The 26,112-nt window shown below is 58.9% G+C and carries 19 protein-coding genes and 1 tRNA gene; 17 read left to right on the forward strand and 3 right to left on the reverse strand.

Going from position 1 to position 26,112, the window contains the following annotated elements; genetic code table 11:
* The first annotated feature begins 28 nt into the window (after positions 1–28).
* From rpoB to MTP38_RS05500, 8 genes are all read left to right on the forward strand, one after another.
* On the forward strand, positions 29–3,856 hold the full coding sequence (gene rpoB / locus MTP38_RS05465) for a DNA-directed RNA polymerase subunit beta (RefSeq protein WP_249234508.1): 3,828 nt from the start codon (positions 29–31) through the stop codon (positions 3,854–3,856).
* Positions 3,857–3,988: 132 nt separating this feature from the next.
* On the forward strand, positions 3,989–7,564 hold the full coding sequence (rpoC, locus tag MTP38_RS05470) for a DNA-directed RNA polymerase subunit beta' (RefSeq protein WP_227620038.1): 3,576 nt from the start codon (positions 3,989–3,991) through the stop codon (positions 7,562–7,564).
* A 407-nt stretch (positions 7,565–7,971) separates the two neighbouring features.
* On the forward strand, positions 7,972–8,400 hold the full coding sequence (rpsL, locus tag MTP38_RS05475) for a 30S ribosomal protein S12 (protein WP_005940205.1): 429 nt from the start codon (positions 7,972–7,974) through the stop codon (positions 8,398–8,400).
* 162 nt (positions 8,401–8,562) lie between these two features.
* Positions 8,563–9,033 carry a 30S ribosomal protein S7 gene (gene rpsG, locus MTP38_RS05480; RefSeq protein ID WP_005930552.1) on the forward strand — a complete coding sequence of 157 codons (471 nt, stop codon included), beginning with the start codon at positions 8,563–8,565 and terminating at the stop codon, positions 9,031–9,033.
* A gap of 24 nt (positions 9,034–9,057) precedes the next feature.
* Complete coding sequence (gene fusA / locus MTP38_RS05485; RefSeq protein ID WP_227620037.1) at positions 9,058–11,184, forward strand: elongation factor G; 2,127 nt, start codon at positions 9,058–9,060, stop codon at positions 11,182–11,184.
* Between the two features lie 172 nt (positions 11,185–11,356).
* Positions 11,357–12,562: an elongation factor Tu gene (tuf, locus tag MTP38_RS05490; RefSeq protein ID WP_227620036.1), complete on the forward strand. Its 1,206-nt coding sequence runs from the start codon at positions 11,357–11,359 to the stop codon at positions 12,560–12,562.
* A 277-nt stretch (positions 12,563–12,839) separates the two neighbouring features.
* Entirely contained in the window at positions 12,840–13,457 is a 618-nt protein-coding gene (locus MTP38_RS05495) for a GyrI-like domain-containing protein (protein WP_249234509.1), read from the forward strand.
* Positions 13,458–13,524: 67 nt separating this feature from the next.
* Positions 13,525–13,869 carry a cupin domain-containing protein gene (locus MTP38_RS05500; protein ID WP_158403475.1) on the forward strand — a complete coding sequence of 115 codons (345 nt, stop codon included), beginning with the start codon at positions 13,525–13,527 and terminating at the stop codon, positions 13,867–13,869.
* 62 nt (positions 13,870–13,931) lie between these two features.
* Here the strand turns inward: MTP38_RS05500 and MTP38_RS05505 are convergent, their stop codons facing one another.
* Positions 13,932–14,207, reverse strand: coding sequence for a hypothetical protein (locus tag MTP38_RS05505; RefSeq protein ID WP_249234510.1), 276 nt, complete (start codon positions 14,205–14,207; stop codon positions 13,932–13,934).
* A gap of 249 nt (positions 14,208–14,456) precedes the next feature.
* Here MTP38_RS05505 and MTP38_RS05510 point away from each other — a divergent pair, with 249 nt between their 5' ends.
* On the forward strand, positions 14,457–14,717 hold the full coding sequence (locus tag MTP38_RS05510) for a ketopantoate reductase family protein (RefSeq protein WP_349138488.1): 261 nt from the start codon (positions 14,457–14,459) through the stop codon (positions 14,715–14,717).
* Positions 14,718–14,731: 14 nt separating this feature from the next.
* The gene (locus MTP38_RS05515) at positions 14,732–15,265 is read left to right on the forward strand and encodes a TIGR00730 family Rossman fold protein (RefSeq protein WP_249234511.1); all 534 of its coding nucleotides are present in this window, start codon (positions 14,732–14,734) and stop codon (positions 15,263–15,265) included.
* A 52-nt stretch (positions 15,266–15,317) separates the two neighbouring features.
* On the opposite strand, the gene MTP38_RS05520 is transcribed toward MTP38_RS05515, so the two are convergent.
* A complete protein-coding gene (locus MTP38_RS05520; RefSeq protein ID WP_249234512.1) occupies positions 15,318–16,691 on the reverse strand; it encodes a sodium-dependent transporter in 1,374 nt (457 codons plus the stop codon).
* Between the two features lie 166 nt (positions 16,692–16,857).
* Complete coding sequence (locus MTP38_RS05525) at positions 16,858–17,790, reverse strand: carbohydrate kinase family protein (RefSeq protein ID WP_249234513.1); 933 nt, start codon at positions 17,788–17,790, stop codon at positions 16,858–16,860.
* A 192-nt stretch (positions 17,791–17,982) separates the two neighbouring features.
* Between MTP38_RS05525 and MTP38_RS05530 the strand changes: the two genes are divergently transcribed.
* The 7 genes from MTP38_RS05530 to MTP38_RS05560 all read left to right on the forward strand — a co-directional run bounded on the left by MTP38_RS05530 (position 17,983) and on the right by MTP38_RS05560 (position 25,748).
* A tRNA-Gly gene (locus MTP38_RS05530) sits at positions 17,983–18,058 on the forward strand.
* A 71-nt stretch (positions 18,059–18,129) separates the two neighbouring features.
* Positions 18,130–18,507, forward strand: a complete 378-nt coding sequence (locus MTP38_RS05535; protein ID WP_249234514.1) for a hypothetical protein — start codon at positions 18,130–18,132, stop codon at positions 18,505–18,507.
* Positions 18,504–19,418: a DnaD domain-containing protein gene (locus tag MTP38_RS05540; protein ID WP_227620030.1), complete on the forward strand. Its 915-nt coding sequence runs from the start codon at positions 18,504–18,506 to the stop codon at positions 19,416–19,418. Before MTP38_RS05535 ends, MTP38_RS05540 begins: the two co-directional genes overlap by 4 nt.
* 21 nt (positions 19,419–19,439) lie before the next feature.
* Entirely contained in the window at positions 19,440–20,420 is a 981-nt protein-coding gene (locus MTP38_RS05545) for an ATP-binding protein (protein ID WP_249234515.1), read from the forward strand.
* A gap of 395 nt (positions 20,421–20,815) precedes the next feature.
* Positions 20,816–22,678 (forward strand): ABC transporter substrate-binding protein, encoded by a 1,863-nt coding sequence (locus tag MTP38_RS05550; protein WP_249234516.1) that lies wholly within the window; start codon positions 20,816–20,818, stop codon positions 22,676–22,678.
* 5 nt (positions 22,679–22,683) lie between these two features.
* Positions 22,684–25,632 (forward strand): PAS domain-containing hybrid sensor histidine kinase/response regulator, encoded by a 2,949-nt coding sequence (locus MTP38_RS05555; protein WP_249234517.1) that lies wholly within the window; start codon positions 22,684–22,686, stop codon positions 25,630–25,632.
* Entirely contained in the window at positions 25,629–25,748 is a 120-nt protein-coding gene (locus MTP38_RS05560; RefSeq protein WP_330221126.1) for an RNHCP domain-containing protein, read from the forward strand. The genes MTP38_RS05555 and MTP38_RS05560 overlap by 4 nt, the downstream gene beginning before the upstream one ends.
* Positions 25,749–26,112 lie beyond the last annotated feature (364 nt).

Raw genomic sequence — 26,112 nt, forward strand, 5'->3', positions numbered from 1 at the left:
AGTATAAAAGTAAGGAGTGGTTGATTTTATGATGAAAGTCAAGCCCGTCAAGCTCGGCAAGACCGAGCGCATGAGCTTCTCCCACATCGACGAAGTCATCAGTATGCCGAACCTCATCGAGGTCCAGAAGAACTCGTACCAGTGGTTTCTGGACGAGGGCCTGAAAGAGGTCTTCCACGACATCGGCACCATTGAGGACTATACCGGCAATCTGGCACTGAGCTTTGTGGACTTCCGCCTCGACAAGGAGCCGAAGTACAGCATCAAAGAGTGCAAAGAGCGCGACGTGACCTATGCAGCGCCCCTGCGCGTCACCGCCCGTCTGCTGAACAAGGAGACCGGCGAGGTGAAGGATCAGGAGATCTTCATGGGCGACTTCCCCCTGATGACCGACGCAGGCACCTTTGTCATCAACGGTGCAGAGCGCGCCATCGTCAGCCAGTTGGTCCGTTCTCCCGGCGTATTCTACGGTGATGCCAAGGATAAGGTGGGCAACGACCTGTACAGCGCCACCATGAACCCCAACCGCGGCGCATGGCTGGAGTACGAGACCGACGCTTCCAACGTGTTCTATGTCCGCATCGACAAGAACCGCAAGCTGCCCGTTACCGTCCTCTGCCGCGCACTGGGCCTGTCCTCCAATGAGGACATCCTGAACTACTTCGGCGAGGATGAGCGCATCCTTGCCACGCTGGAGAAGGACACCACCAAGAACACCGAGGAGGGCCTGCTGGAAGTCTACCGCAAGCTGCGCCCCGGTGAGCCTCCCACGGTGGAGTCCGCCACCAGCCAGATCAATATGCTCTTCTTCGACCCCCGCCGCTACGATCTGTCCCGGTTCGGTCGTTATAAGATGAACAAGAAGCTGTCTCTGGCACGCCGCATCATGAACCACGTCGCCGCCGAGAACGTCGTCGCTCCTCTGACCGGCGAGCTGCTCATCGAGAAGGATGCCAAGATCACCCGTCAGATGGCGGAGGCCGCAGATGCAGCCGGCGTCAACATCGTCGTGCTGAACGTCGAGGGCAAGAAGGTCAAGGTCATCACCAACGGCTGTGTGGATGCACAGGGCTTCTTCTCCTTCGACGTCAAGGAGTGCGGCATCAACGAGCGCTGCTCCTTCGAGGAGATCAAGAAGATCCTCGACACTACCTCCGATGTGGAGGAGCAGAAGGAGATGCTGCGCCGCAACCACGACCAGCTCATCGGCCGCACCGTCACCGTGACCGACATCCTCTCCTCCATCAACTACCTGAACGGTCTGGGCCACGGCATCGGCACCACCGATGACATCGACCATCTGGGCAACCGCCGCATCCGCAGCGTCGGTGAGCTGCTGCAGAACCAGTTCCGCATCGGCTTCTCCCGCATGGAGCGCGTCATCCGTGAGCGGATGACCCTCCAGAGCCAGGACCAGAGCGTCATCACCCCGCAGGCCCTCATCAACATCCGCCCTGTGGTGGCCGCCATCAAGGAGTTCTTCGGCTCCTCTCCGCTGTCCCAGTTCATGGACCAGAACAACCCTCTGGCTGAGCTGACCCACAAGCGCCGTCTGTCTGCTCTGGGCCCCGGCGGTCTGAGCCGTGACCGCGCAGGCTTCGAAGTCCGCGACGTCCACTACAGCCACTATGGCCGTATGTGCCCCATCGAGACTCCTGAAGGCCCCAACATCGGTCTGATCTCCTATCTGGCATCCTACGCCAAGATCAACGAGTACGGCTTCGTCGAGGCTCCCTACCGCAAGGTCAAAAAGACCTACGACGAGAACGGCAACCTCATCGATCAGGTCGTCACCGACGAGGTCGAGTATATGACCGCTGACGTTGAGGACGAGTATGTCGTGGCACAGGCCAACGAGCCGCTGGACGAGACCAAGCACTTCAAGCGTGCCCGCGTCTCCGCCCGCCGCCGCGACGACATCCTCGAGATCGACGCCGAGAAGGTCGATTATATGGACGTCTCGCCCCGAATGATGGTCTCTGTCGCTACCGCCTGCATCCCCTTCCTCGAGAACGATGACTGTAACCGTGCTCTGATGGGCTCCAACATGCAGCGTCAGGCCGTGCCTCTGATGGTCACGCAGCAGCCTATCGTTGCCACCGGCATGGAGTACAAGGCTGCGACCGACTCCGGCACCGCTGTTCTGGCCAAGGCCGACGGCATCGTCGAGAAGGTGGACGCAGACCACATTGAGGTGCGCAACGCACAGGGTGCAGTGGACAACTACGTTCTGATCAAGTTCGCCCGCTCCAACGCAGGCACCTGCATCAACCAGCGCCCCATCGTCGAGGTGGGCGAGACCGTCAAGGCCGGTCAGGTGCTGGCCGATGGCCCCGCAATGCGCAACGGCGAGATCTCTCTGGGCAAGAACGCTCTGATCGGCTTCATGACCTGGGAGGGCTACAACTACGAGGACGCCGTCCTGCTGAACGAGAAGATCGTCCGCGAGGACGTTTACACCTCCATCCACATCGAGGAATATGAGACCGAGTCCCGCGACACCAAGCTGGGACCCGAAGAGATCACCCGCGACATCCCCAACGTCTCGGAGGATGCCCTGAAGGATCTGGACGAGCGCGGCATCATCCGCATCGGCGCAGAGGTCAAGAGCGGCGACATTCTGGTCGGCAAAGTTACCCCGAAGGGCGAGACCGAGCTGACCGCTGAGGAGCGCCTGCTCCGCGCCATCTTCGGCGAGAAGGCCCGCGAGGTGCGTGACACCTCTCTGCGCGTGCCCCACGGCGAGTACGGCATCATCGTGGACGTCAAGGTCTTTACCCCGGAGAACAGCGACGAGCTGCAGCCCGGCGTGCGCGAGGTCGTCCGCTGCTACATCGCTCAGAAGCGCAAGATCAGCGTCGGCGATAAGATGGCAGGCCGTCACGGCAACAAGGGTGTCGTTTCCCGCATCCTGCCGCAGGAGGATATGCCCTACCTGCCCGACGGCACCCCGCTGGACATCGTGCTGAACCCGCTGGGCGTTCCTTCCCGTATGAACATCGGTCAGGTGCTGGAAGTCAACCTCGGCTACGCAGCCAAGGCCTGCGGCATCAAGGTCATGACCCCGGTCTTCGACTCCGCCCGCGAGGCTGACATCGGCGATACCTTCGATACCGCCCGCGAGATGTGGCACGGCGAGAACGCCCCCGCTTACCCCACCAAGCTGCCGAAGCTGATGGGCGAGAAGGGCCACATCATCGACTTCTCCAAGATCGAGCTGGACCGTGACGGCAAGACCACCGTTTACGACGGCCGCACCGGTGAGAAGTTCGACAACCGCGTCACCGTCGGCTATATGTACTACCTCAAGCTGCATCACCTCGTTGACGATAAGATCCACGCCCGTTCCACCGGCCCCTACTCTCTGGTCACTCAGCAGCCTCTGGGCGGCAAGGCCCAGTTCGGCGGCCAGCGCTTCGGCGAGATGGAGGTCTGGGCTCTGGAGGCTTACGGCGCTGCTTATACCCTGCAGGAGATCCTGACCGTCAAGTCCGATGACGTCGAGGGCCGTGTCAAGACCTACGAGGCCATCGTCAAGGGCGAGCCGATCCCGCAGCCGGGCATCCCCGAATCCTTCCGCGTCATGCTCAAGGAGCTGCAGGCTCTGGGTCTGGACGTTATCGTTCAGGACAAGGACGGCAACGAGATCGATATGCGCCAGAACTTCGACGACGAAGAGACCGGCTTTGATATGCGCGATGTTGCCGGCACCGAGACTGTCGCCAACGAGAACGAGCTGCTGAACGATTACACCATCAAGGACGCCGATGCTGGTTTCGATGATCCCTCCGTGCTGGAGGATGACAGCTCTGCCGCTGCAGAGCCCGCTTCTGACGAAGTGAACATCGACGAATAAGACCCCCCTATGAGAAAGCTGCGACCCCCTGCGCGGTGCGCGTGCTGCCGCCGCAGGGCAGGGGAGGGCAGCGGGTCTTCCAACGTCAACTGTTATCATCGAGACTATAAAGATTAAGAAAGGGTTCGTTTCATGGAAAACAACGTCTTCGATTCGATCAAAATCGGCCTTGCCTCTCCGGACCAGATCCGCAACTGGAGCTACGGCGAGGTGAAGAAGCCTGAGACCATCAACTACCGCACCCTGAAGCCGGAGCGCGACGGTCTGTACTGCGAGCGCATTTTTGGACCTACCAAGGACTGGGAGTGCCACTGCGGCAAGTATAAGCGCATCCGCTACAAGGGCAAGATCTGCGACCGCTGCGGCGTCGAGGTCACCAAGGCCAAGGTCCGCCGTGAGCGCATGGGCCACATCGAGCTGGCCGCTCCTGTGAGCCATATCTGGTATTTCAAGGGCATCCCCAGCCGCATCGGCCTGATGCTGGACATCAGCCCCCGCCTGCTGGAGAAGGTGCTGTACTTTGCAAGCTATATCGTCACCGACCCCGGCCTGACCCCGCTGGAAAAGAAGCAGCTGCTGACTGAGAAAGAGTACCGCGAGATGCGGGAGCGCTACGGCGACGAGTTCGAGGCTGCAATGGGCGCTGAGGCCATTCAGGACCTGCTGAAGGAGATCGACCTCGACCAGCTCAGCGCGGAGCTGACGGCTGAGGTGGAGAAGTCCTCCGGCCAGAAGCGGGTGCGCATCCTGAAGCGTCTGGAGGCCGTCGAGGCCTTCCGCGTTTCCGGCAACCGCCCCGAGTGGATGGTCATGGATGTGCTGCCTGTGCTGCCGCCTGACCTGCGCCCCATGGTCCAGCTGGACGGCGGCCGCTTCGCCACCTCCGACCTGAATGACCTGTACCGCCGCGTCATCAACCGCAACAACCGTCTGCGCCGTCTGCTGGAGCTGGGCGCTCCCGACATCATCGTGCGCAACGAGAAGCGGATGCTGCAGGAGGCAGTTGACAGCCTGATCGACAACGGCCGCCGCGGCCGTCCGGTCACCGGCCCCAACAACCGCGCACTGAAGAGCCTTTCCGATCTGCTGAAGGGCAAGCAGGGCCGCTTCCGCCAGAACCTGCTGGGCAAGCGTGTTGACTACTCCGGCCGTTCCGTTATCGTCGTCGGCCCTGAGCTGAAGATGGACCAGTGCGGTCTGCCCAAGGAGATGGCGCTGGAGCTGTTCAAGCCCTTCGTCATGAAGGATCTGGTCGAGAAGGGCGTGGCCAACAACATCAAGTCTGCCCGCAAGATGGTCGAGCGTACCAAGCCCGAGGTCTGGGACAGCCTTGAGACGGTCATCAAGGGCCACCCCGTCCTGCTGAACCGTGCACCTACCCTGCACCGTCTGGGCATTCAGGCCTTTAACCCCGTGCTGGTCGAGGGCCGTGCCATCAAGCTGCACCCGCTGGCCTGTACCGCATTCAACGCCGACTTCGACGGTGACCAGATGGCAGTCCATCTGCCTCTGGGCGAGGATGCCTGCCGTGAGGCCAAGATGCTGATGCTGGCTTCCGGCAACCTGCTGAAGCCTTCGGATGGCGCACCTGTCACCGTGCCGACGCAGGATATGATCCTGGGCAGCTACTACCTGACCACCGTTCGTGAGAACGAGGAGGGCGCAGGCAAGGTGTTCCGCGACGAGAACGAGGCTCTGATGGCCTACGCCGAGCACGTCATCACCCTGCACGCACCCATCAAGGTGCGCCGCACCATGGTCATCGACGGCGTGGAGCGCACCGGTCTGGTGGACGCCACCGCCGGCCGCATCATCTTTAACAACCCCGTGCCCCAGAATCTGGGCTATATCGACCGCACCGACCCGGAGCACTGGCTGGAGTATGAGGTCAGCTTCCGCGTGACTAAGAAGACCCTGCCCGACATCATCTCCCGCTGCATGACCCGCAACGGCACCCGCACGTGTGCAAAGATGCTGGACGCCATCAAGGCACAGGGCTACAAGTACTCCACCCTGTCTGCCATCTCCGTCGCTGTCTGCGACGCAGTCATCCCGCCCCAGAAGGACGAGCTGATCGCCGACGCCGACAAGCAGGTCTCTCAGGTCAGCAAGCTCTTCAACCGCGGCCTGATCTCCGAGAACGAGCGCTATGCCCAGACCATCAACATCTGGCAGGCCACCACCGACAAGGTCTCCAAGGCTCTGGCTGCAAACCTGCCCGAGGACAACGAGATCTTCATGATGGCAGACTCCGGCGCCCGTGGTTCTATGAACCAGATCAAGCAGCTGGCTGGTATGCGCGGCCTGCTGGCAAACACCGCCGGTAAGACCATCGAGATGCCCATTCGTGCCAACTACCGCGAAGGTCTGAATATTCTGGAATACTTCGTTTCTGCCCGTGGTGCTCGTAAGGGTCTGGCCGATACCGCTCTGCGTACCGCTGACTCCGGCTACCTGACCCGCCGCATGGTCGATGTCTCTCAGGAGGTCATCGTCCGCGAGATCGACTGCGGCACCACCGACGGCCTCTGGGTCTCCGAGATCCACGAGGGCAAGGAGAAGATCGAGAGCTTCCGGGAGCGCATCATCGGCCGTTACGCCGTGGGCGATGTCATCGACCCCGTCACCGGCAAGGTCATCGTTCCCGAGGGCAAGATGATCGACCTCTACGATGCCAACGACATCGAGGCTGCAGGCATCACCAAGCTGAAGATCCGCAGCCTGCTGACCTGCCGCGCCAAGATCGGCGTCTGCGCACACTGCTACGGCAGCGATATGGCAAACGGTGAGCCGGTCCAGCTGGGCGAGTCCATCGGCGTCATCGCTGCAGAGTCCATCGGCGAGCCGGGCACTCAGCTGACCATGCGTACCTTCCATACCGGCGGTATCGCATCGGCTGAGGATATTACGCAGGGTCTTCCCCGTGTCGAGGAGCTGTTCGAGAGCCGCCGTCCCAAGAGCATGGCCATCATGAGCGAGATCTCCGGTGTCGTCTCTCACGACGATACCAAGAAGAACGTCGTCATCAAGGTCACGGGCAAGGACGAGACCGGCGCTGAGGTCGTTAAGAGCTACTCCATCCCCTTCACCCAGCACGCACGCGTCATGCCGGGCGACCGCGTGGAGAAGGGCGACATCATCACCCGCGAGGGCGTCCTGTATCCGCAGGATATTCTGGCCATCAAGGGTCTGAGCGACGTCCAGAACTACCTCATCAGCGAGGTCCAGAAGGTCTACCGTCTGCAGGGCGTTGAGATCAACGATAAGCATATCGAGGTCATCGTCCGTCAGATGTGCCGCAAGGTCCGCGTGACTGACTCCGGTTCTTCCGACCTCATCGGCGGCGCTCTGGCAAACCGTCTGGAAGTCGAGAACATCAACGCCGAGCTGCAGAAGCGGATCGACGCAGGCGAGCAGGGCATCAAGCTGGTCGAGTATCAGCAGGTGCTGCTGGGCATCACCAAGGCTGCTCTGGCCAACGAGTCCTTCCTGTCCGCCGCCTCCTTCCAGGAGACCACCCGCGTGCTGACCGAGGCCGCCATCAAGGGCAAGGTCGATCCGCTGGCCGGTCTGAAGGAGAATGTCATCATCGGTAAGCTCATCCCCGCAGGTACCGGTCTCCCGGAGGTGCGTGAGGATCTGGCCCGCCGTGAGGCAGAGCGTGACGCCGAGGTCGCCGCTGAGCAGGCAGCTGCTGCGCAGCAGTAATGTTCCGTCACAGCATTCTGTAAAGTAAATACGAAGAGCCGTCTTTGCGGAGCGCATCCGCAGGGGCGGCTCTTTTTGGGATAAACCTCTCCGTCACGGCTGACGCCGTGCCACCTCCCCTATCGAGGGGAGGCTTTGGCATATCGGAAAGCTTTCCCTCTTCGCCAGAGGCTCCCCTCGGTAGGGGAGCTGTCTGCGAAGCAGACTGAGAGGTTAAAATCAGCTGAATTGCCCTAAAAAATGAGCCAAGAATTATTTCGGCGAATAAAACAAAAAAATATTGGAAAAACTGTTGACATTCCTGATGAAAACGGGTATTATATAACTGTTGCGCGTCCCACACAGGGATAGTGCGGCAAAAAAGTCGGAAAATATCCGATGTTCATCATTAAGAAAGGAGAAAACCAATGCCTACTTTTAACCAGCTTGTACGCAAAGGCCGTCAGGTCCTGGCTACGAAGAGCACTGCTCCCGCCCTGCTGAAGAGCTACAATTCTCAGAAGAAACAGTATTCTGATCTGAACAGCCCCCAGAAGCGCGGTGTCTGCACTGCAGTCCGTACCATGACCCCCAAGAAGCCTAACTCTGCTCTGCGTAAGGTCGCCCGTGTCCGCCTCACGAATGGTATCGAGGTCACCTCTTACATTCCCGGTATCGGCCATAACCTGCAGGAGCACTCCGTCGTGCTGATCCGTGGCGGTCGTGTTAAGGACCTGCCCGGTGTGCGTTACCACATCATCCGTGGTACCCTGGATACTCAGGGTGTTGCAGGCCGTAATCAGGCCCGCTCCAAGTACGGCGCAAAGCGTCCTAAGGCCGGTGCTGCAAAGAAGTAATTGAGGAACGAACCGCCATAAACGGCTTTCCATTATATAAATAACAAGTCCGCAGAAAGTGCGGAGGGCAACAGTTTATGTAAGGTCAGCTCTTTGTGACACAACGGGAGTTTTATTACTTTCGAGTACCGATGATATCATTCTGTGAAGGAGGGAAGAAAGATGCCTAGAAGAGGTAACATTGCTAAGCGCGATGTCTTAGCTGATCCTATTTACAATTCCAAGATGGTCACCCGTCTGGTCAACAGCGTCATGCTGGACGGCAAGAAGGGCGTCGCTCAGAAGATCGTTTACGAGGCTTTCTCCATGATTCAGGAGAAGACCGGCAACGATCCTCTCGAGACTTTCGAGAAGGCGATGGAGAACATCATGCCCAGCCTCGAGTGCAAGACCCGCCGCGTTGGCGGTGCTAACTACCAGGTTCCTCTGGAAGTCAGCCCTGCCCGCCGCGAGACTCTGGGCCTGCGCTGGCTGACTGCTTACAGCCGCAGCCGTGGTGAGAAGACCATGGCACAGCGTCTGGCTGCTGAGATCATGGATGCTGCCAACAACACCGGCAACGCCGTGAAGAAGCGCGAGGATACCCACAAGATGGCCGAGGCCAACAAGGCTTTCGCTCATTTCCGTTATTGATCTGTTCTGTAGGAGGTTAATTTCATGGCTACTCCCAGAGAAGTTTCTCTTCAGATGACGAGAAATATCGGCATTATGGCCCACATCGATGCTGGTAAGACGACCACTACCGAGCGTATTCTGTACTACACCGGCATCAACCACAAGATCGGCGAGGTTCACGACGGCGGCGCTACCATGGACTGGATGGTTCAGGAGCAGGAGCGTGGTATCACCATCACCTCCGCAGCTACCACTTGCTACTGGAGCCACTCTGAGACTCAGAAGGATCCCGTTGCATTCAAGAAGAATCGTCACCGCATCAACATCATCGACACCCCGGGCCACGTTGACTTCACCGTTGAGGTCCAGCGTTCCCTGCGCGTTCTGGACGGCTCTGTGACCGTTCTGGCTGCTAAGGGCGGTGTCGAGCCTCAGTCTGAGACCGTCTGGCGTCAGGCTGATGAGTACAAAGTCCCCCGCATGGTGTATGTCAACAAGATGGATACCATGGGTGCTGACTTCTTCCGCTGCATCAAGATGCTGCACGATCGTCTGCACGCCAACGGCGTGGCCATCCAGCTGCCTATCGGTCAGGAGGATACCTTCCGTGGTATCGTTGACCTGGTCGATATGAACGCTGAGGTCTACTACGACGATATGGGCAACGATATGCGCACCGAGCCTATCCCCGAGGATATGCGCGAGCAGGCCGAGGAGTACCGCAACATCCTCGTTGAGGCTGTTGCTGAGAACGACGAGGCTCTGATGGAGAAGTACCTCGAGGGTGAGGAGATCACCCGTGAGGAACTGAAGGCTGCCATCCGCAAGGAGACCATCGCCAATACGCTGGTTCCCGTCGTCTGCGGCTCTTCCTACAAGAACCGCGGCGTGCAGAAGCTGCTGGACGCTATCGTTGACTATATGCCCGCACCTACCGATGTCGAGGACATCAAGGGTGTGAATCCTGAGACCGAAGAGCAGGAGACCCGTCCGTCTTCCGACGACGCTCCCTTCGCAGCTCTGGCCTTCAAGATCGCTACCGACCCCTTCGTTGGTAAGCTGGCATACTTCCGTGTCTATTCCGGTAAGGTCGAGGCAGGTACTACTGTCTACAACTCCGTGAAGGACAACAAGGAGCGTATGGGCCGCATCCTGCAGATGCACTCCAACCACCGCAAGGACATCGACTGCTGCTACGCAGGCGATATTGCTGCTGTCGTTGGTCTGAAGAACACCACCACCGGTGATACCCTGTGTGATGAGAATCATCCCATCATTCTGGAGTCCATGAAGTTCCCCGAGCCTGTTATCCGTGTCGCCATTGAGCCTAAGACCAAGGCCGGCAACGAGAAGATGGGCATCGCGCTGGCAAAGCTGGCCGAAGAGGATCCTACCTTCAAGACCTACACCGATGAGGAGACTGGTCAGACCATCATCGCCGGCATGGGCGAGCTCCATCTGGAGATCATCGTCGACCGTCTGCTCCGTGAGTTCAAGGTCGAGGCTAACGTCGGCGCACCTCAGGTCGCTTACCGTGAGACCATCCGCAAGGAGGCCAATCAGGAGACCAAGTACGCTCGTCAGTCTGGTGGTAAGGGCCAGTACGGTCACGTCAAGATCAAGATCGAGCCGAACGAGCCCGGTAAGGGTTATGAGTTCGTCAACGCCATCGTTGGCGGCGCTATTCCGAAGGAATACATCCCGGCTATCGACAACGGTATTCAGGGTGCTATGAAGTCCGGCGTTCTGGCAGGCTATCCTGTCGTTGACGTCAAGGTCACCCTGTGGGATGGTTCTTATCATGAGGTCGACTCCTCTGAGATGGCCTTCTCCATCGCAGGTTCTATGGCCTTCAAGGATGCTATGCGCAAGGCTGATCCTATCATCACCGAGCCTATCATGAAGGTCGCTGTCATCGTTCCCGATGAGTATCTGGGCGATGTCATCGGCGATCTGAATGCTCGCCGTGGTCAGATCCAGGGCATGGAGGCAATGGCTGGCACCCAGCGTGTCAACGCCTTCGTTCCTCTGGCTCAGATGTTCGGTTACGCCACCGACCTGCGCTCCAAGACGCAGGGCCGTGGCCAGTATGTCATGGAGCCGTCTCACTACGAGCCGGTGCCCAAGAACATCGCCGACCAGATCATTGCTGGCCGCACCAAGGGCTGATCGTTGAAAAACGGATAAAGATTTTGCCGGGGTAGTATAGCTCCGGCAAAATTTCCTGTAAAAACACTTGATTTTACAGGTGGAATTTAGTAGAATAGTTTTGCAATGCAATTCTGTATTAGCAGGACTGTTGTAACCAATATCAAAACCTAATTTAAGGGAGGATATTCCAATGGCTGAAAAGGCAAAGTTCGACCGTTCTAAGCCGCATGTTAACATCGGCACCATCGGTCACGTTGACCACGGCAAGACCACTCTGACTGCCGCCATCACCAAGTACCTGGCTCTGAAGGGCGACGCAGACTTCATGGACTACGCCAACATCGATAAGGCTCCTGAGGAGCGTGCTCGTGGTATCACGATCAACTCCGCTCACGTTGAGTATCAGACCGACGCTCGTCACTATGCTCACGTTGACTGCCCGGGCCATGCTGACTACGTCAAGAACATGATCACTGGTGCTGCTCAGATGGACGGTGCTATTCTGGTCGTTGCTGCTACCGACGGTCCCATGCCCCAGACCCGTGAGCACATCCTGCTGGCTCGTCAGGTCGGCGTGCCCTATATCGTTGTCTTCATGAACAAGTGCGATATGGTCGACGACGAGGAGCTGCTGGATCTGGTCGAGATGGAGATCCGTGAGCTGCTGAGCGAGTACGACTTCCCGGGCGATGACACCCCGATCATTCGTGGTTCCGCTCTGAAGGCTCTGGAGTCTGACTCCAAGGATCCCGATGCTCCCGAGTATGCTTGCATCAAGGAGCTGATGGATGCTGTTGACTCCTACATCCCCAACCCGGATCGTGAGGAGGACAAGCCCTTCCTGATGCCCATCGAGGATGTCATGACCATCTCTGGCCGTGGTACTGTTGCTACCGGTCGTGTTGAGCGTGGTATGGCCAAGGTTGGCGATGCAATGGAGATCGTCGGCATCAAGCCTGATCGTCTGAGCACCACCATCACCGGTCTGGAAATGTTCCGTAAGTCTCTGGACTTCGCTGAGGCTGGCGATAACATCGGCGCTCTGCTGCGTGGTGTTGATCGTACCCAGATCGAGCGTGGTCAGGTTCTGGCTAAGCCCGGTTCTGTGCACCCCCACAAGGTCTTCGAGTCTCAGGTCTACGTTCTGACCAAGGACGAAGGCGGCCGTCACACCCCGTTCTTCTCCAACTATCGTCCCCAGTTCTACTTCCGTACCACTGACGTGACCGGCATCATCACCCTGCCGGAAGGCACTGAGATGTGCATGCCTGGCGATAACGTCATGATGCACGTTGAGCTGCTGACTCCCGTCGCTATGGAAGAGGGCCTGCGTTTCGCTATCCGTGAGGGTGGCCGTACCGTTGGTTCCGGCGTCGTCGGCAAGATCATTGAGTGATTTTGTCCTTGAACGTCAGTTCTAAGGCGAACTAAGCACTTATAAAGTCCTTCCCATTCCGGAGAGTGGGAAGGACTTTTTTGTTTGTGTCCTCTGTCTGGAAAGGCAGAGGAATTTTTTGCGGCGCATAGCACAACTTTATGGTTTACAAAGATTGGTTGTTGTGATATACTGGGGATGAAAGAACAAGCAGTACTGGAACTTGGTTAGGACTGACAGGGAGCTGTCGGTTGCCCTGCTGAAGGAGCTGCTGGACAGGCAGAGGAGGTCAGCGACGATGGCGTTTGATTATAAGAAAGAATATAAGGCACTCTACCAACCACCTCGTGAGCCGCAGTTTGTCACCGTGCCAGCCATGACCTTTGCCGCAGTGCGGGGGCAGGGCGACCCCAACGACCCTGCAGGCGAGTACAAGGCGGCCGTTGAGCTGTTGTACGGTCTCCTCTACACCATCAAGATGAGCAAAAAGGGCAGCTATCGGATGGAGGGCTATTTTGACTTTGTGGTGCCCCCGCTGGAAGGGCTGTGGGAGCAGACCAGTGCCGGAAAGAAAAACTTCCGCTGGACGTCTCTGCTCCGTCTGCCGGAGTTCGTGACCCGGAAAGAGTTTGACTGGGCTGTCAGGGAGGTGTCGGCCAAGAAGAAACAGGACTTCTCGAAGGTGGAATATCTTACCTATGATGAGGGTCTCTGCGTTCAGTGCCTGCACCTCGGCCTCTATGACGATGAGCCGGAGACGCTGGCCCGGATGGATGCGTTCGCAGCAGAGCAGGGGTATGCGGTGGACTTTTCGGATACCCGCTTCCACCACGAAATCTACCTCTCCGACCCCAACCGCACCCTGCCGGAAAAACGGAAGACCATCCTGCGCCACCCGCTCAAATCAAGCTTGTAATCCAGCCCCAAGGCCGCTATAATAAAAGAAAAAGCCGCTGTCTGGCGGCGGAAAACGAGGAATGGATATGAAGCTTCCCGAGAAGAAACAGCGCTGGGTCTACCATGCAGAGGCCCTGCCGCAGGCGGCAGGCGAGGGCGTCACCCGCCGGGTGCTGGCCTATACCGACGGCCTGATGTGCGTGGAGAATACCTTCGAGAAGGGGGCTGTGGGCGCACTCCACCATCACCCCCACACCCAGATCACCTATGTGGTGTCGGGTGCGTTCGAGTTCACTGTGGACGGCGTGACTCACACCGTGCGGGCCGGGGATACCATCCTGAAGGAGGACGGCGTGGAGCACGGCTGTGTCTGCACCGAGGCTGGTATCCTGCTGGACATCTTCACCCCCATGCGGGAAGACTTCGTGTAAAATAAAATGGGCCGCAGCCCACCCCGCGAGGGGAAGGCTGTGGCCCATTTTTGTGCGAAAAATCAGGCGGCAGTAGAAGAAGCAACCTCAGAGGAAGCAGCCTCAGAAGATGCAGCCTCGCTGGAGACCTCGGATGCGGCCTCAGAAGAGGAAGCCTCGCTTGCAGCCTCGGAGGAAGCGCTGTTCTCCTCAGCGACAGCGGAGGAAGCGGAGGTCTCGGACTGAGCAGAAGCAGCCTCAGAGGTGGAAGCAGCGGTAGAAGAAGAGCTGCCGCAGGCAGTCATGCTGACAGCCAGAACCAGAGCAGCAACGGTAACAGCAACATTCTTGAGTTTCATATGAAAAATCTCCTCATATTTAAAAATAGTTTTGCGGGAGGGCCGTACAGGCAAGGCCCTTCTGCAAAAAGATATTCTAGTCCGTTTTCGAAAAAAATCAAGCCCTTTTTGGGCAAAGATTCTATTTGCCGGAGAGATTCTACACTTTTGTTATAACTTTTCGATAAAAGTCAAAGATTTTTGACGTTCAAAAATAAAACACAACGAGCTTTTCCGGAAGAGGAAAGCGTGGTATAATAGCTTCATGATATGCAGCGGGTGGAGGCTGTGTCCGGTAAGGGCTGTGCCGTCAAGCCATCGGCCCGCTATTCGACCCTGCAGGATCTGGACGCCGGACGCCACACCGAGATCGATATGTTCTCGGGCGCACTCATCCGGATGGGCAGGGAGCTTGGCATCCCGACGCCCTACAATGAGTTCGCTTACCACATGATAAAGGCGCTGGAAGAAAAGAATGACGGCAGATTTGACTACAGCGGCCCGGATCAGGAAATGACATGGGCAAGATGAGGAGAGAAAAGGGAATGAATATCACAGTCTATCTGGGGGCGAACGAGGGCAATGACCCGGCCCTGAAGCAGGCCGTCGAGGAGCTGGGCCGGTGGATCGGCGAGAGCGGGAACGCTCTGGTCTATGGTGGCTCCCGCAGCGGCCTGATGGGCCGCCTCGCTCACAGCGTCCTGACGGCGGGCGGCGAAGTGACCGGGGTAGAGCCGCAGTTCTTCATCGACTCGGAGGTGCAGTACGACGGCCTAACAAAGCTCATCGTCACGAAGGACATGACCGAGCGGAAGACCCGGATGATCGAGCTGGGCGACGCCTTTATCGCCTTTCCGGGCGGCACCGGCACGCTGGAAGAGATCGCCGAGGTGATGTCCAAGGTCTCGCTGGGCCATCTCGATGCGCCCTGCATCCTCTACGACCTCGACGACTACTACGCCGGACTGAAGGCCCTGCTGGCTCATATGGTCGAGACAGGCCTGTCCAGCCCCGCGCGGCAGAAGGGCATCTGCTTCGCAAAGAACTTGGACGAGATAAAAAGTCTCCTGCAAGCATAAAGAAAAAGCGCTGGAAGCCGTTAGACCGCTTCCAGCGCTTTGTTTTTGCTGTTTACATGGAGATGACGCCGAGGGCGTTGGCCACCGAGCTGACAAGGATGATGGCCGCGAAGATGGGGCAGAGATACTTTATCATAAAGTTGAAGATGCGTCTGCGGCGGAAGGACTTGCCGTCCAGCGTGACCTCCTCTTCGATCTTCTCCACACCGATGACCCGAGACACCAGCAGGCAGGTGGTGATGGCCGCAATGGGCATCATGACGGAGTTGGTGAGGAAGTCGAAGAAGTCGAGGAACTGCATCCCGAAGACCGTGAATCGGGCCAGCGGGCCGTAACCCAGAGCCGACAGACTGCCCAGCACCAGCATGATGATGCCGATGAGGATGGTGGCCTGTTTGCGGTCCCAGCCCAGCTCGTCCTCGAAGGTGGAGACGGCGCTCTCGGTCAGAGCAATGGAGCTGGTGACAGCGGCGAAAAGCACCAGCGTAAAGAAGAGGATGCCCACCACCGTGCCGAGGCCCATGCTCTCGAACACCTTGGGGATGGTGATGAACATGAGGGCCGGGCCGGCCTGCAGAGTGTCCGGGTCGCCGCCGGAGAAGGAGAAGACCGCCGGAATGATCATCAGGCCCGCCATGATGGCGATGACGGTATCAAAGACCTCCACGTTTTCGGTGGACTCCTCGATGGAGACGTCCTTCTTCATATAGGAGCCGAAGGTGACGAGGATGCCCATAGCGATGGAGAGGGAGTAGAACATCTGTCCCATTGCGGTCACGACGGTCATCCACGAGAAGTTGGCGATGTTGGGCACGAGGAAGTATTTCACACCCTCCAGCGCGCCCGGGCGTGTGACGGAGTAGCCTGCGATGACGACGGAGAGCACCACAAGAATGGGCATCATCACCTTGGATACCCGCTCCACGCCGTTGCGCACGCCCGCAAAGATGATGGAGAGGGTAAAGACGGTAAAGATGGCGAAGCAGATCTCCGCCGACGGGCCGCTGGAAATGAAGGCGGAGAAATAGCCGTCCGCCGCCAGCTCGCTGCCGTGGCCGCCGATGTAGTCGGCCAGATACCGGATGACCCAGCCGCCGATGACCGAGTAGTAGGGGACGATGAGGATGGGGATGATGGCGTTGATCCAGCCGCCGAAGGAAAGCCCGCCCGTTTTGCCGAAGGAGGCGAACGCGCCCACCGGGCTTTTCTTGGTCATCCGGCCCAGCGCCGTCTCGGCCACGATCATGGTGTAGCCGAAGGTGAAGGCGAGGATGATGTAGATGAGCAGGAAGATGCCGCCGCCGTACTTGGCCGCAAGATAGGGGAAGCGCCAGATGTTGCCGAGGCCCACCGACGCGCCTGCAGCGGAGAGAACGAATCCGATCTTGCCCGAAAAGGCGCTCCGCTTGTGCTGTTTTTGATTCATTGGATTTTCCTCTTTTCACAAATTCGATATCCCCAGTGTATCACAGCCGGGGAGGGGATTCAACCGATTTTCCGATAAGAAGAAGAAGACCCATCGAAGGAATCGAAGGGTCGTATCAAAAAATGAGCACAGAAGCAGAAGCTCCTGTGCTCAGAGGGAGGCAGCGTCAGTCCACCACCGGTACATCCAGCCCGAATTCCAGCGGGCGGAAGCGGGGGCAGACGTTTTCGGTGATGCAGATGACCGAGGCGGCGAGGCGGCTGCCGATCTCGCAGGACTGGGCCAGATTCTTGCCGTAGGTCAGGCCGATGACCGTCCCTGCAAAGAAGGCATCGCCTGCGCCGGTGGTGTCGATGACATCCACCTTCTTGGCGGGCACGACGCCGCAGGCCCCGTCGTGCTGGGCGTAGACGGCCCCCAGACCGCCCATCGTCACCACCATGCTGGTCATGTTGGCGCTGTGGACGTTCCGGGCCAGCACCTGAGCCATCTGGGTGGGGGAGAGGTGGCCGTAGTCGTCCGAGAAGAGCAGCCCGGCCTCCTGCTGGTTGCAGACGAAGCAGTCGATCTGCTGCAGATAGTCGCGGCGCTCCATGGCGATGCTCATGTTGGAGACGGCGGCAAAGACCTTCTTTTTGTACTTCTTGGCGTAGTGGAGCACCTGCTTGACGGTCTCTTTCTCGAGGTCCAGCTCGATGGCGATGCTGTCGCAGTCCCGGAAGATCTCGTCGCCCTTCTCTTCCAGCAGGGTGGTCAGAGGGGTGGTGTCGGGCCGCTTGGAGATGGCCGCGTGGACGTCGCCGTCGTTGTCGAAGATGGCCAGCCATGTGCCCATGCCGTCGGGGACTTTCTGGATGTATCGGGTGTTGACCTTGTGGTTGTCCAGCTTGTCGATGACGTCCTGCCCCATGCCGCTGTCATCCACAAGGCTCACGAAGGTGGGGCGCAGCTCCACGTTGGCAATGTCCTCCGCCACGTTCCGGCTCACGCCGCCGTGCACCTGCTCCATCCGCCCGGCGTTCCGTCCGCCGGGGATGTAGGTGGAGAGAGGATAGCCCTTGATGTCCACAAAAACTGCGCCGATGACTACGATTCCCATAGTTTTGATTCCTTTCCGAAGTAAACGCTCTTTGGGTCTTTCTTTGGGTCTTATTATACTGTATTTTACAGGGAGAATCCATCTTTTTACCATTTCTTTGTCCGAAAAGCAGAAAATCGACCGCCCCGGCGGGATTCGAGCCAAAAAGCTGTTGACAAAACCGCCGCCCTTTGCTACAATAAACAAGTAAACGCAGGGTTAGCTCATCCGGTAGAGCGACTGCTTCCCAAGCAGTAGGCGGCGGGTTCGAGTCCCGTATCCTGCTCCACAAAAAGAGCGCTGATTCGTCAAGAATTGGCGCTCTTATCATTTCGGCGAAAGAAAACGGAGAGGGACGCCATGATCTTTGTACCCCTTTTGCACTATTTCAAGTGCAAGAACCAATACAGCGGCAACGAGGACGGGATGCGCTACCTGCTCTCGCCCGGCAAGCGCAGCGTGCCCGACCCGGACGGCGGCGAGGGCGCGCAGAAGGAGGAGGCCGTCCTCACGGTGGACATCTGGCCCGACCCGTGGGCGCTGGACCGCACCGACCCGGCCCTGCGGCGGCAGAAGGTCTTTCCCCTGACGGAGGAGGGCAGGGCGGAGGCGGCGGAGTACCTGTCCGCCACCTACAGCGCCGACACTGCGTACTGGAAGCAGCGGCCCTCCATTCTGGACTCGGAGCCGTGGTCGCCGCCGAAGGATGAGGAAGCAGAAAGCGAAGGAGACAAATGATCTACCGCATCAAGGAACTCAAGGGCGACACCATCCCGGTGCCGCAGCTCATCTTTTCCAAACTGGGCATCGCCGAGGAGTATAACGTCCGGGTGGCGCTGTATGTGCTGGCTACCGGCATCACCGACCCGGACAAGCTCTGCGCAGACCTGAAGCTGCGCAGCCGCATCTCTGCCGAGAGCGCCCTCTCTTTCTGGGCCGGCGCGGGGCTGCTGGAGCGCTACGACGAGAACGCCGCCCCGGGCGCAGAGCCTTCGGCCCCCGCCCCCATGACGTGGGCGGAGATCGCCGCCGCAAGCCGCACCGACCCCATGATCTCCAGCCTCATCGACTGCGCCCAGACGGGCTTTGCCCGCCCGCTGACCCACAGCGAAATGGAAAAGCTGGTCAACCTCTATGTGCAGGAGGGCTATGCCCCCGAGACGGTCATGCTCTGCGTGGCCTATGTGGCCAGCCGGGGCAAGCGGACCATGGCCGCCGTCCTCCACGAGCTGAAGGTCTGGCGGGCCGAGGGAGTGGAGACCGGCGAACAGGCCGACGCCCACCTCAAGCTGCTGGCCCTCCGCCAGACCCGGGAGCAGTACGTCGCCTCTCTGCTGGGCATCCCGGACAGCGAGCTTACCCTCGGCGGGCGGAAGGCCATCGCCCGGTGGTATGAGGTGTACGGCTACGATGACGCCATGGTGCAGGAGGCAGCGGTGCAGGCCGGGCCGAAGCGGGACCTGTGGTACTGGAACAGCATCCTCAAGACATGGAACGCCAAGGGCCTGCGGAACATCCACGATGTGCGCAGCCCGGTGGCGTCCATCGGCGCCAGCCGGAACATCCGGGTGGACCGCGAAGCCCCCAGCGGCAACGACTTCCTCAAGAACGCCGCCCGCCGCCGCTCCCTCAAGAAAAAGCCCGAGTGACACCCGGCATAAGGAGACACTATGCGTACCAAGAACGAACTGTATCAGGAGGCTCTGCGCACCGTCGCCCGGCGGCGTCAGACGGCCCGGGCGCGGGCAGAGGATGCCCGTGCAGAGGCCGAAGCGGCCCTGCCCGGGCTGCGCCACGCCGAGGAAGAGGTGCGGGTGCGGGGCATCCGCTGCGCACTGGCCGGTGCGGCGGGCAGGGACCGCACCGAGGCCGCCGCCGCCCTTGCGGACGCCCGCAGGAAGCTCTCGGAGCTGCTGGCGTCCAGCGGCCGCCCGGCTGACGCGCTGGAACCTCGCTTCACCTGCAAGCTCTGCGAGGATACCGGCGTGGTGAAGGGGCGCACCTGTGAGTGCGTCCACAAGGTGATGCAGCAGCTCCGCCGGGAGGAGATCGAGGCCCTGTCCAGCCTCTCCATTTCCAGCTTCGATACCATGGAGCTGCGCTATTACCCCGACGAGAAGGACGCCGATGTCGGCGAGTCGGCGCGCAGGTACATGGCCGGACAGCTGGCCGAGCTGAAGGGCTACGCCGACGAGTTTGACCGCACCAGCCCCAGTCTGGTGCTTCTGGGCAACGCCGGTCTGGGCAAGACCCACGCCGCGCTGGCCATCGCCGGAGAGGTGCTGGAAAAGGGCTTCGACGTCATCTATGTGTCCAGCCCCGATTTCTTCTCGAAGCTGGAAGCCCTGCACTTCGGGCAAGATCCCGCCGGGGAAGAGGAGACGCTCCTGCGCACCGCTGCCGGGGCAGACCTGCTCATCCTCGACGACCTCGGCTCGGAGTTCAACTCCAGCTTCCTCATCAGCACCCTCTACAGCCTGCTGAACAACCGTCTGGGCGCAAAGCTGCCCACCATCGTCACCACCAACATCACCGACAGCACGCTGCTGGAACGGCTCTATACCGAGAAGATCTCCAGCCGCCTCGCTTCCTTCCTGCCCTGCCTCTTTGTCGGAAAGGACATCCGGGCACAGAAGGCGGCGGAATCCTGAACCACAGATCCGGAACACACCGGAGAAGCAGCTGAGCTTTTGTCAGCTGCTTCTTTTTTTGTGCAGGCCGCTCCTGTGCTTTGCCCATTTTTTTGGGAGTGCTGGAATAAAAAGAAAATGAAAGGCCGCAAAGGGGCTGCTGTTTGTCGATGTTTTTGAAAAAATGTTAAAATTCCTTGAAACCCCGGCGTTATAATGATAAAATATTCTTGTATCGTCATTTTGCTGTGGACGTGCCTTTCCAATGGCGTTGTGGTATTGGGGGCGTAAAACAGGATGCCCACAAAGAGAGACTGCGGCGTCCTTTCCGTGAGTCGTGATGGAACAGACAAGAAGACCGAAGCAGCCTGCCGGGCGACGGCAGGCTGTCGTCGGGTCATGAGGTGAATCGTTTGATGAAGAAGAAAACACTGCGCAGCCTTTTTTCCCTGCTTATGGCACTGGTGCTGGGGGTATCCCTGCTGACCGGATGCAGCGGAAAGGCGGCAGAACGGGCGGAGATGCAGGAAGACGCTGAGACCATTCAGGTGTATCTGTGGACGAATAGCCTGTACGAGACCTATGCCCCCTATGTCCAGGCGCAGCTGCCGGACGTGAATATCGAGTTCATCGTGGGCAACAACGATCTGGACTTTTACAAATTCTTGCAGGAGAACGGCGGCCTGCCGGACATCATCACCAGCTGCCGCTTCTCGCTGCACGATGCAGCTCCCCTGAAGGACAGCCTGATGAACCTTGCTACCACCAACGAGGCGGGCGCGGTCTACAACGCCTACCTCAACAGCTTCAAAAATGAGGACGGCAGCGTGAACTGGCTGCCGGTGTGCGCCGACGCCCACGGATTCGTGGTCAACCGCAGCCTGTTCGAGCAGTACGACATCCCGCTGCCTACCGATTACGACAGCTTTGTGGCGGCCTGTCAGGCCTTTGAGAAGGTAGGCATCCGCGGCTTTACCGCCGATTATGCCTACGACTACACCTGCATGGAGACGCTGCAGGGGCTTTCGGCTACCGAGCTTACCACTACGGAGGGGCGCAAGTGGCGCACCGCCTACAGCGACCCCGCCAACAGCGAGCGGGTGGGTTTGGACGACACTGTCTGGCCGGGGGCATTCGAGCGGATGGCCCAGTTCATTCAGGATACCCACCTCACGGCGGACGACCTTGGGCTGACTTACGATGACGTGATGAACCTGTTCCGGAACGGGGAAGTGGCCATGTACTTTGGCAGCTCCGCCGGCGTGAAGATGTTTCAGGAGGAGGGCATCGACACGACCTTTCTGCCCTTCTTTAGCCAGAACGGGGAAAAGTGGATTATGACCACCCCCTATTTCCAGATCGCCCTGAACCGGGAGCTGGAGCAGGACAGCGCACGCCGCGAAAAGGCCATGAAGGTGCTGAACGTCATGCTCTCCGAGGGCGCACAGAACCGCATCATCTCCGACGGACAGGATCTGCTGAGCTACAGCCAGAACGTCAGCCTCCGCCTGACCGAATACATGAAGGACATCCGCCCGGTGGTGGAAGAAAACCATATGTACATCCGCATCGCCTCCAACGATTTCTTCTCCATCTCCAAGGATGTGGTCTCCCGGATGATCGAGGGCAAGCTTACGGCAAAGCAGGCGTATCAGGACTTCAACGCCCAGCTCCTCACGGAAAAGACCACCACGGACGAGACGGTGCTGACCTCCGGGAAGAGCTATTCCAATGTCTTCCACAAAAAGGGCGGCAGCGCCTCCTTCTCCGTCATGGCGAACACGCTGCGCGGCGTGTATGGCACGGATGTGCTCATCGCCGCAGCAAACAGCTTTACAGGCAGTGTGCTGCGGGCGGATTATACCAAGGAGATGGCCGTCTCCATGATCATGCCGAACGGCCTGATGGCCTACCAGCGCACCATGACCGGCGCAGAGCTGAAGGAGACCCTCCGCGCCTTTGTGGAGGGCTGTGAGGGCGGCTTTGTGCCCTTCAACCGCGGCTCTCTGCCGGTGGCCAGCGGCATCACCATGGAGGTAAAAGAGGCAGGCGGCAGCTATACCCTGACCGGCATCACCCGGAACGGCCAGCCGCTCCGGGAGGATGACACCCTCACCGTGACCTGTCTGGCCACGACAAAGCAGATGACCGCGGTGTTTGCAGACGAAAGCCGCGCCGTCACGGACGAAGGTACGTGGGTAAAGGACGCATGGCGCGATTACGTTTCCGGCGGCAGCGCAACGCTTGCAGAGCCGGAAAACTACATGACACTGAGGTGAGCGGAATGGCAGACGAAATGCACGAACCCAAACGAAAAGGCCGCTCCTGGCGGAAATGGCTCCCTGCCGCCGCCGTCACCCTCCTGCTGCTGGGGCTGCTGGTCGGCGTCAGCTGCCAGTACATCTCGTATGTGTCGCAGACGGTCTATCAGGAGAGCACGTCGCATCTGGAAGAGGTCCTGCATAAATCCAACAATATGCTGAAGGAGCTGGTGCGCAAGAACCTGACCTATCTGCATCTGTACAACGGATTTCTGGAAAATACCTCAGACGAAGGCGAAATTCAGGCGTATGTCGAGAAGGCACAGCAGGACACCGGATTTGCCGACTTTTACTTTCTTTCCTACGACGGAAACTATATGACCGTGTCTGGCGAAACGGGCTACCTCGGCTTGCAGACCAATCTGGACGAAAAGCTCTCCGACGGCGAGGATATCGTCATGAATGCGGTACTGCCCGGCAAACCCCAGATGCTCGTGTTCATCTGTCCCGAAATACAGGGCAGCTACCGGAACTTCGACTACGATGCCATCGCCATCGCGTACTATAACGATGCTGTGCTGAAAGCGCTGGACAATTCTGCTTTTCAGGGGAGCGCCAGCAACTATGTGGTCTACTCGGACGGGCGGGTGGTCATCGACAATTCTGCAAACGCCACAGAATCGGTCTACAACTTTATCGCGGTGCTGCGCGACCACTCCGACCTTTCGGAGGAGCAGATCCTTGCCCTCTCGGATGCGTTTGAGCAGGGCAGCAGCGGAAACATGAAGGTAAAGCTGGGTGACACCAGTTATTATCTGGTCTACGAGGGCACAGCCGTCCAGAGCTGGACGATGCTGGGCCTTGTCCCGGTCAAGGTCGTCAATGCCAATCTGGACAAGCTCTGGTTCCGGACGGTGCAGATCGTGACAGGCATCGCCCTCTGCCTTGCAGTGACGGTCATCCTGCTCCTCCTGCGCAAGAGCCACGATACGCTGCGCCGGAAGAACACCGAGATCCTGTACCGGGACGAGCTGTTCCAGAAGCTCTCGCTGAACGTGGACGACGTCTTCCTGATGCTGGACACAAAGACCTCCAAAGTGGATTACGTCAGCCCGAACATTGAGCGTCTGCTGGGCGTGTCGGAAGGGGAAGTCCGGCAGAATATCCATGTTCTGGATAAGCTGCACCCGAAAAACGCCCCGAAAAACGACAAAGTCTGTCTGGATGGGCTTCGCAGCGGGGGACAGCGCGAATGGGATTTTGAGTATCTGCATCAGCAGACCGGGGAGCAGCGCTGGTTCCACATCATCGCCATGGGCAGCGAGGTGGAGGGCAGAGCCAAATACATCCTCGTCATGTCCGACCGCACAGCCGACAAGCAGGTGAATCAGGCGCTTTCAGATGCAGTGGCTGCCGCCGAGACCGCCAATCGCGCCAAGAGCACCTTCCTTTCCAATATGTCCCACGACATCCGCACCCCCATGAACGCCATCATCGGCTTTACCACGCTGGCGGTCAGCAACATTGACGACAAGGAGCGGGTGAAGGATTATCTCGCCAAGACCCTTGCCTCCAGCAAGCATCTGCTCTCCCTTATCAACGACGTGCTGGACATGAGCCGCATCGAAAGCGGAAAGCTCCATCTGGAAGAGGTGGAGGTCAACCTGTCCGATGTGCTGCACGACCTGAAAACCATCGTCAGTGGGCAGATCTACGCCAAGCAGCTGGAACTTTACATGGATGCCATGGATGTGACCGACGAGGATGTCTATTGCGACAAGACCCGGCTGAATCAGGTCCTGCTGAACCTGCTGTCCAACGCCATCAAGTTTACCCCGGCGGGCGGCACGGTCTCGGTACGCGTCCGGCAGCTTGCCGGAAAGGTGCGCGGCTGCGGGCAGTACGAGTTTCGCATCAAGGACAACGGCATCGGCATGAGCCCGGAGTTTGCCCAGAAGATCTTCGAGCCGTTTGAGCGGGAGCGCACCTCCACAGTAAGCAGGATACAGGGCACCGGACTTGGCATGGCCATCACCAAAAACATCGTGGATATGATGGGCGGCACCATCGAAGTCCAGACAGAGCAGGGCAAGGGCACCGAGTTTATCATCCGTGTGCCGCTGCGCCCGCAGGCCGAGCACCGTCCGGTGGAAAAGATCACCGAGCTGGAAGGCCTGAAGGCACTGGTGGTGGACGACGACTTCAACACCTGCGACAGCGTGACGAAGATGCTGGTCAAGGTGGGGATGCGCGCGGAGTGGACGCTCTCCGGCAAGGAGGCGGTGCTGCGCGCGCGGCAGTCCATCGAGATGAGCGACGCCTACCATGCCTATATCATCGACTGGCGGCTGCCGGACATGAACGGCATCGAAGTCACCCGCCAGATCCGCAGCCTGAACGACGATACGCCTATCATCATCCTGACCGCCTACGACTGGTCGGACATCGAGGTGGAGGCAAAGGCGGCCGGTGTGACCGCCTTCTGCTCCAAGCCCATGTTCATGTCCGACCTGCGGGAGACCCTGATGAGCGCCCTCGGCCAGAAGCAGACGGATGCAGAGCAGGAACTCCTGCCCGAAGAGAATGCGGATTTCAAGGACAAGCACATCCTGCTGGTGGAGGACAATGAGCTGAACCGTGAGATCGCGCAGGAGATCCTGCGGGAGTACGGCTTTCAGGTCGATACAGCTGAAAACGGCGCAGTGGCGGTGGAAAAGGTCAGCGCCGCTGCACCGGGCAGCTATGATCTGATTCTAATGGACGTGCAGATGCCGGTGATGGATGGCTATACCGCAACCCGGACGATCCGCGCACTGGATGACCCGGACCGGGCAAAGCTCCCGATCCTCGCCATGACGGCCAATGCATTTGACGAGGACCGCTGCAACGCATTGGAGAGCGGCATGAACGGCTTTTTGTCCAAGCCCATTGTGATCGGCGACCTTGTGCAGGAGCTGCATAAGATTTTGTGAGCCTGTCCAGCCTTCATGTGGACGAAGAACCCGGCGACTGCGCCTCCGACTGCGGCGGCATCATGGAGCCGGTGGCCGTCTGGGTACGCAAAGGCGGCGATGGACGGATGTGGTAAGCCGCAGCCAAAAACGAAAAGGCCGCTGTGTCGGAGAATCGCTCTGCGACACAGCGGCTTTTTGCAACTTATGGGGATGATTCGGATTATATCCCCTGTGCAATAAAATTGACGAGAAACAGTTGGATTTTTTCTGGCTGTTTCTTTTTTTATTGCACAAATCGGCAAAAACAGCGCCGAAAGCTACGCACCCAACAAAGATGAAAATGCCCCAAAAAGCTATCAAATATTGCCTTACTCTATACAAAATATAGCAATCGGTACACGCATCACAAAACATATGCGATATAGCGTTGATTTTTGTGCATATCCCATCTGAAAAACTGGGGGTGAGTTTTCAAAATGCCTGTTATTTATGTTGCAA

The sequence above is a fragment of the Faecalibacterium sp. I3-3-89 genome, assembly GCF_023347275.1.
In the GTDB taxonomy this organism is placed as follows: Bacteria; Bacillota; Clostridia; order Oscillospirales; family Ruminococcaceae; genus Faecalibacterium; species Faecalibacterium butyricigenerans.

Excerpts from the sequence above, each read along its gene's own strand:
- tuf (WP_227620036.1), top strand. The coding sequence starts at position 11,357 with ATGGCTGAAAAGGCAAAGTTCGACCGTTCTAAGCCGCATGTTAACATC.
- MTP38_RS05535 (WP_249234514.1), top strand. The coding sequence starts at position 18,130 with ATGATCTTTGTACCCCTTTTGCACTATTTCAAGTGCAAGAACCAATAC.
- MTP38_RS05540 (WP_227620030.1), top strand. The coding sequence starts at position 18,504 with ATGATCTACCGCATCAAGGAACTCAAGGGCGACACCATCCCGGTGCCG.
- rpsG (WP_005930552.1), top strand. The coding sequence starts at position 8,563 with ATGCCTAGAAGAGGTAACATTGCTAAGCGCGATGTCTTAGCTGATCCT.
- MTP38_RS05550 (WP_249234516.1), top strand. The coding sequence starts at position 20,816 with ATGAAGAAGAAAACACTGCGCAGCCTTTTTTCCCTGCTTATGGCACTG.
- rpsL (WP_005940205.1), top strand. The coding sequence starts at position 7,972 with ATGCCTACTTTTAACCAGCTTGTACGCAAAGGCCGTCAGGTCCTGGCT.
- rpoC (WP_227620038.1), top strand. The coding sequence starts at position 3,989 with ATGGAAAACAACGTCTTCGATTCGATCAAAATCGGCCTTGCCTCTCCG.
- MTP38_RS05510 (WP_349138488.1), top strand. The coding sequence starts at position 14,457 with ATGCAGCGGGTGGAGGCTGTGTCCGGTAAGGGCTGTGCCGTCAAGCCA.
- MTP38_RS05495 (WP_249234509.1), top strand. The coding sequence starts at position 12,840 with ATGGCGTTTGATTATAAGAAAGAATATAAGGCACTCTACCAACCACCT.
- MTP38_RS05515 (WP_249234511.1), top strand. The coding sequence starts at position 14,732 with ATGAATATCACAGTCTATCTGGGGGCGAACGAGGGCAATGACCCGGCC.
- MTP38_RS05525 (WP_249234513.1), bottom strand. The coding sequence starts at position 17,790 with ATGGGAATCGTAGTCATCGGCGCAGTTTTTGTGGACATCAAGGGCTAT.
- MTP38_RS05500 (WP_158403475.1), top strand. The coding sequence starts at position 13,525 with ATGAAGCTTCCCGAGAAGAAACAGCGCTGGGTCTACCATGCAGAGGCC.
- fusA (WP_227620037.1), top strand. The coding sequence starts at position 9,058 with ATGGCTACTCCCAGAGAAGTTTCTCTTCAGATGACGAGAAATATCGGC.
- MTP38_RS05505 (WP_249234510.1), bottom strand. The coding sequence starts at position 14,207 with ATGAAACTCAAGAATGTTGCTGTTACCGTTGCTGCTCTGGTTCTGGCT.
- MTP38_RS05555 (WP_249234517.1), top strand. The coding sequence starts at position 22,684 with ATGGCAGACGAAATGCACGAACCCAAACGAAAAGGCCGCTCCTGGCGG.
- rpoB (WP_249234508.1), top strand. The coding sequence starts at position 29 with ATGATGAAAGTCAAGCCCGTCAAGCTCGGCAAGACCGAGCGCATGAGC.
- MTP38_RS05545 (WP_249234515.1), top strand. The coding sequence starts at position 19,440 with ATGCGTACCAAGAACGAACTGTATCAGGAGGCTCTGCGCACCGTCGCC.
- MTP38_RS05520 (WP_249234512.1), bottom strand. The coding sequence starts at position 16,691 with ATGAATCAAAAACAGCACAAGCGGAGCGCCTTTTCGGGCAAGATCGGA.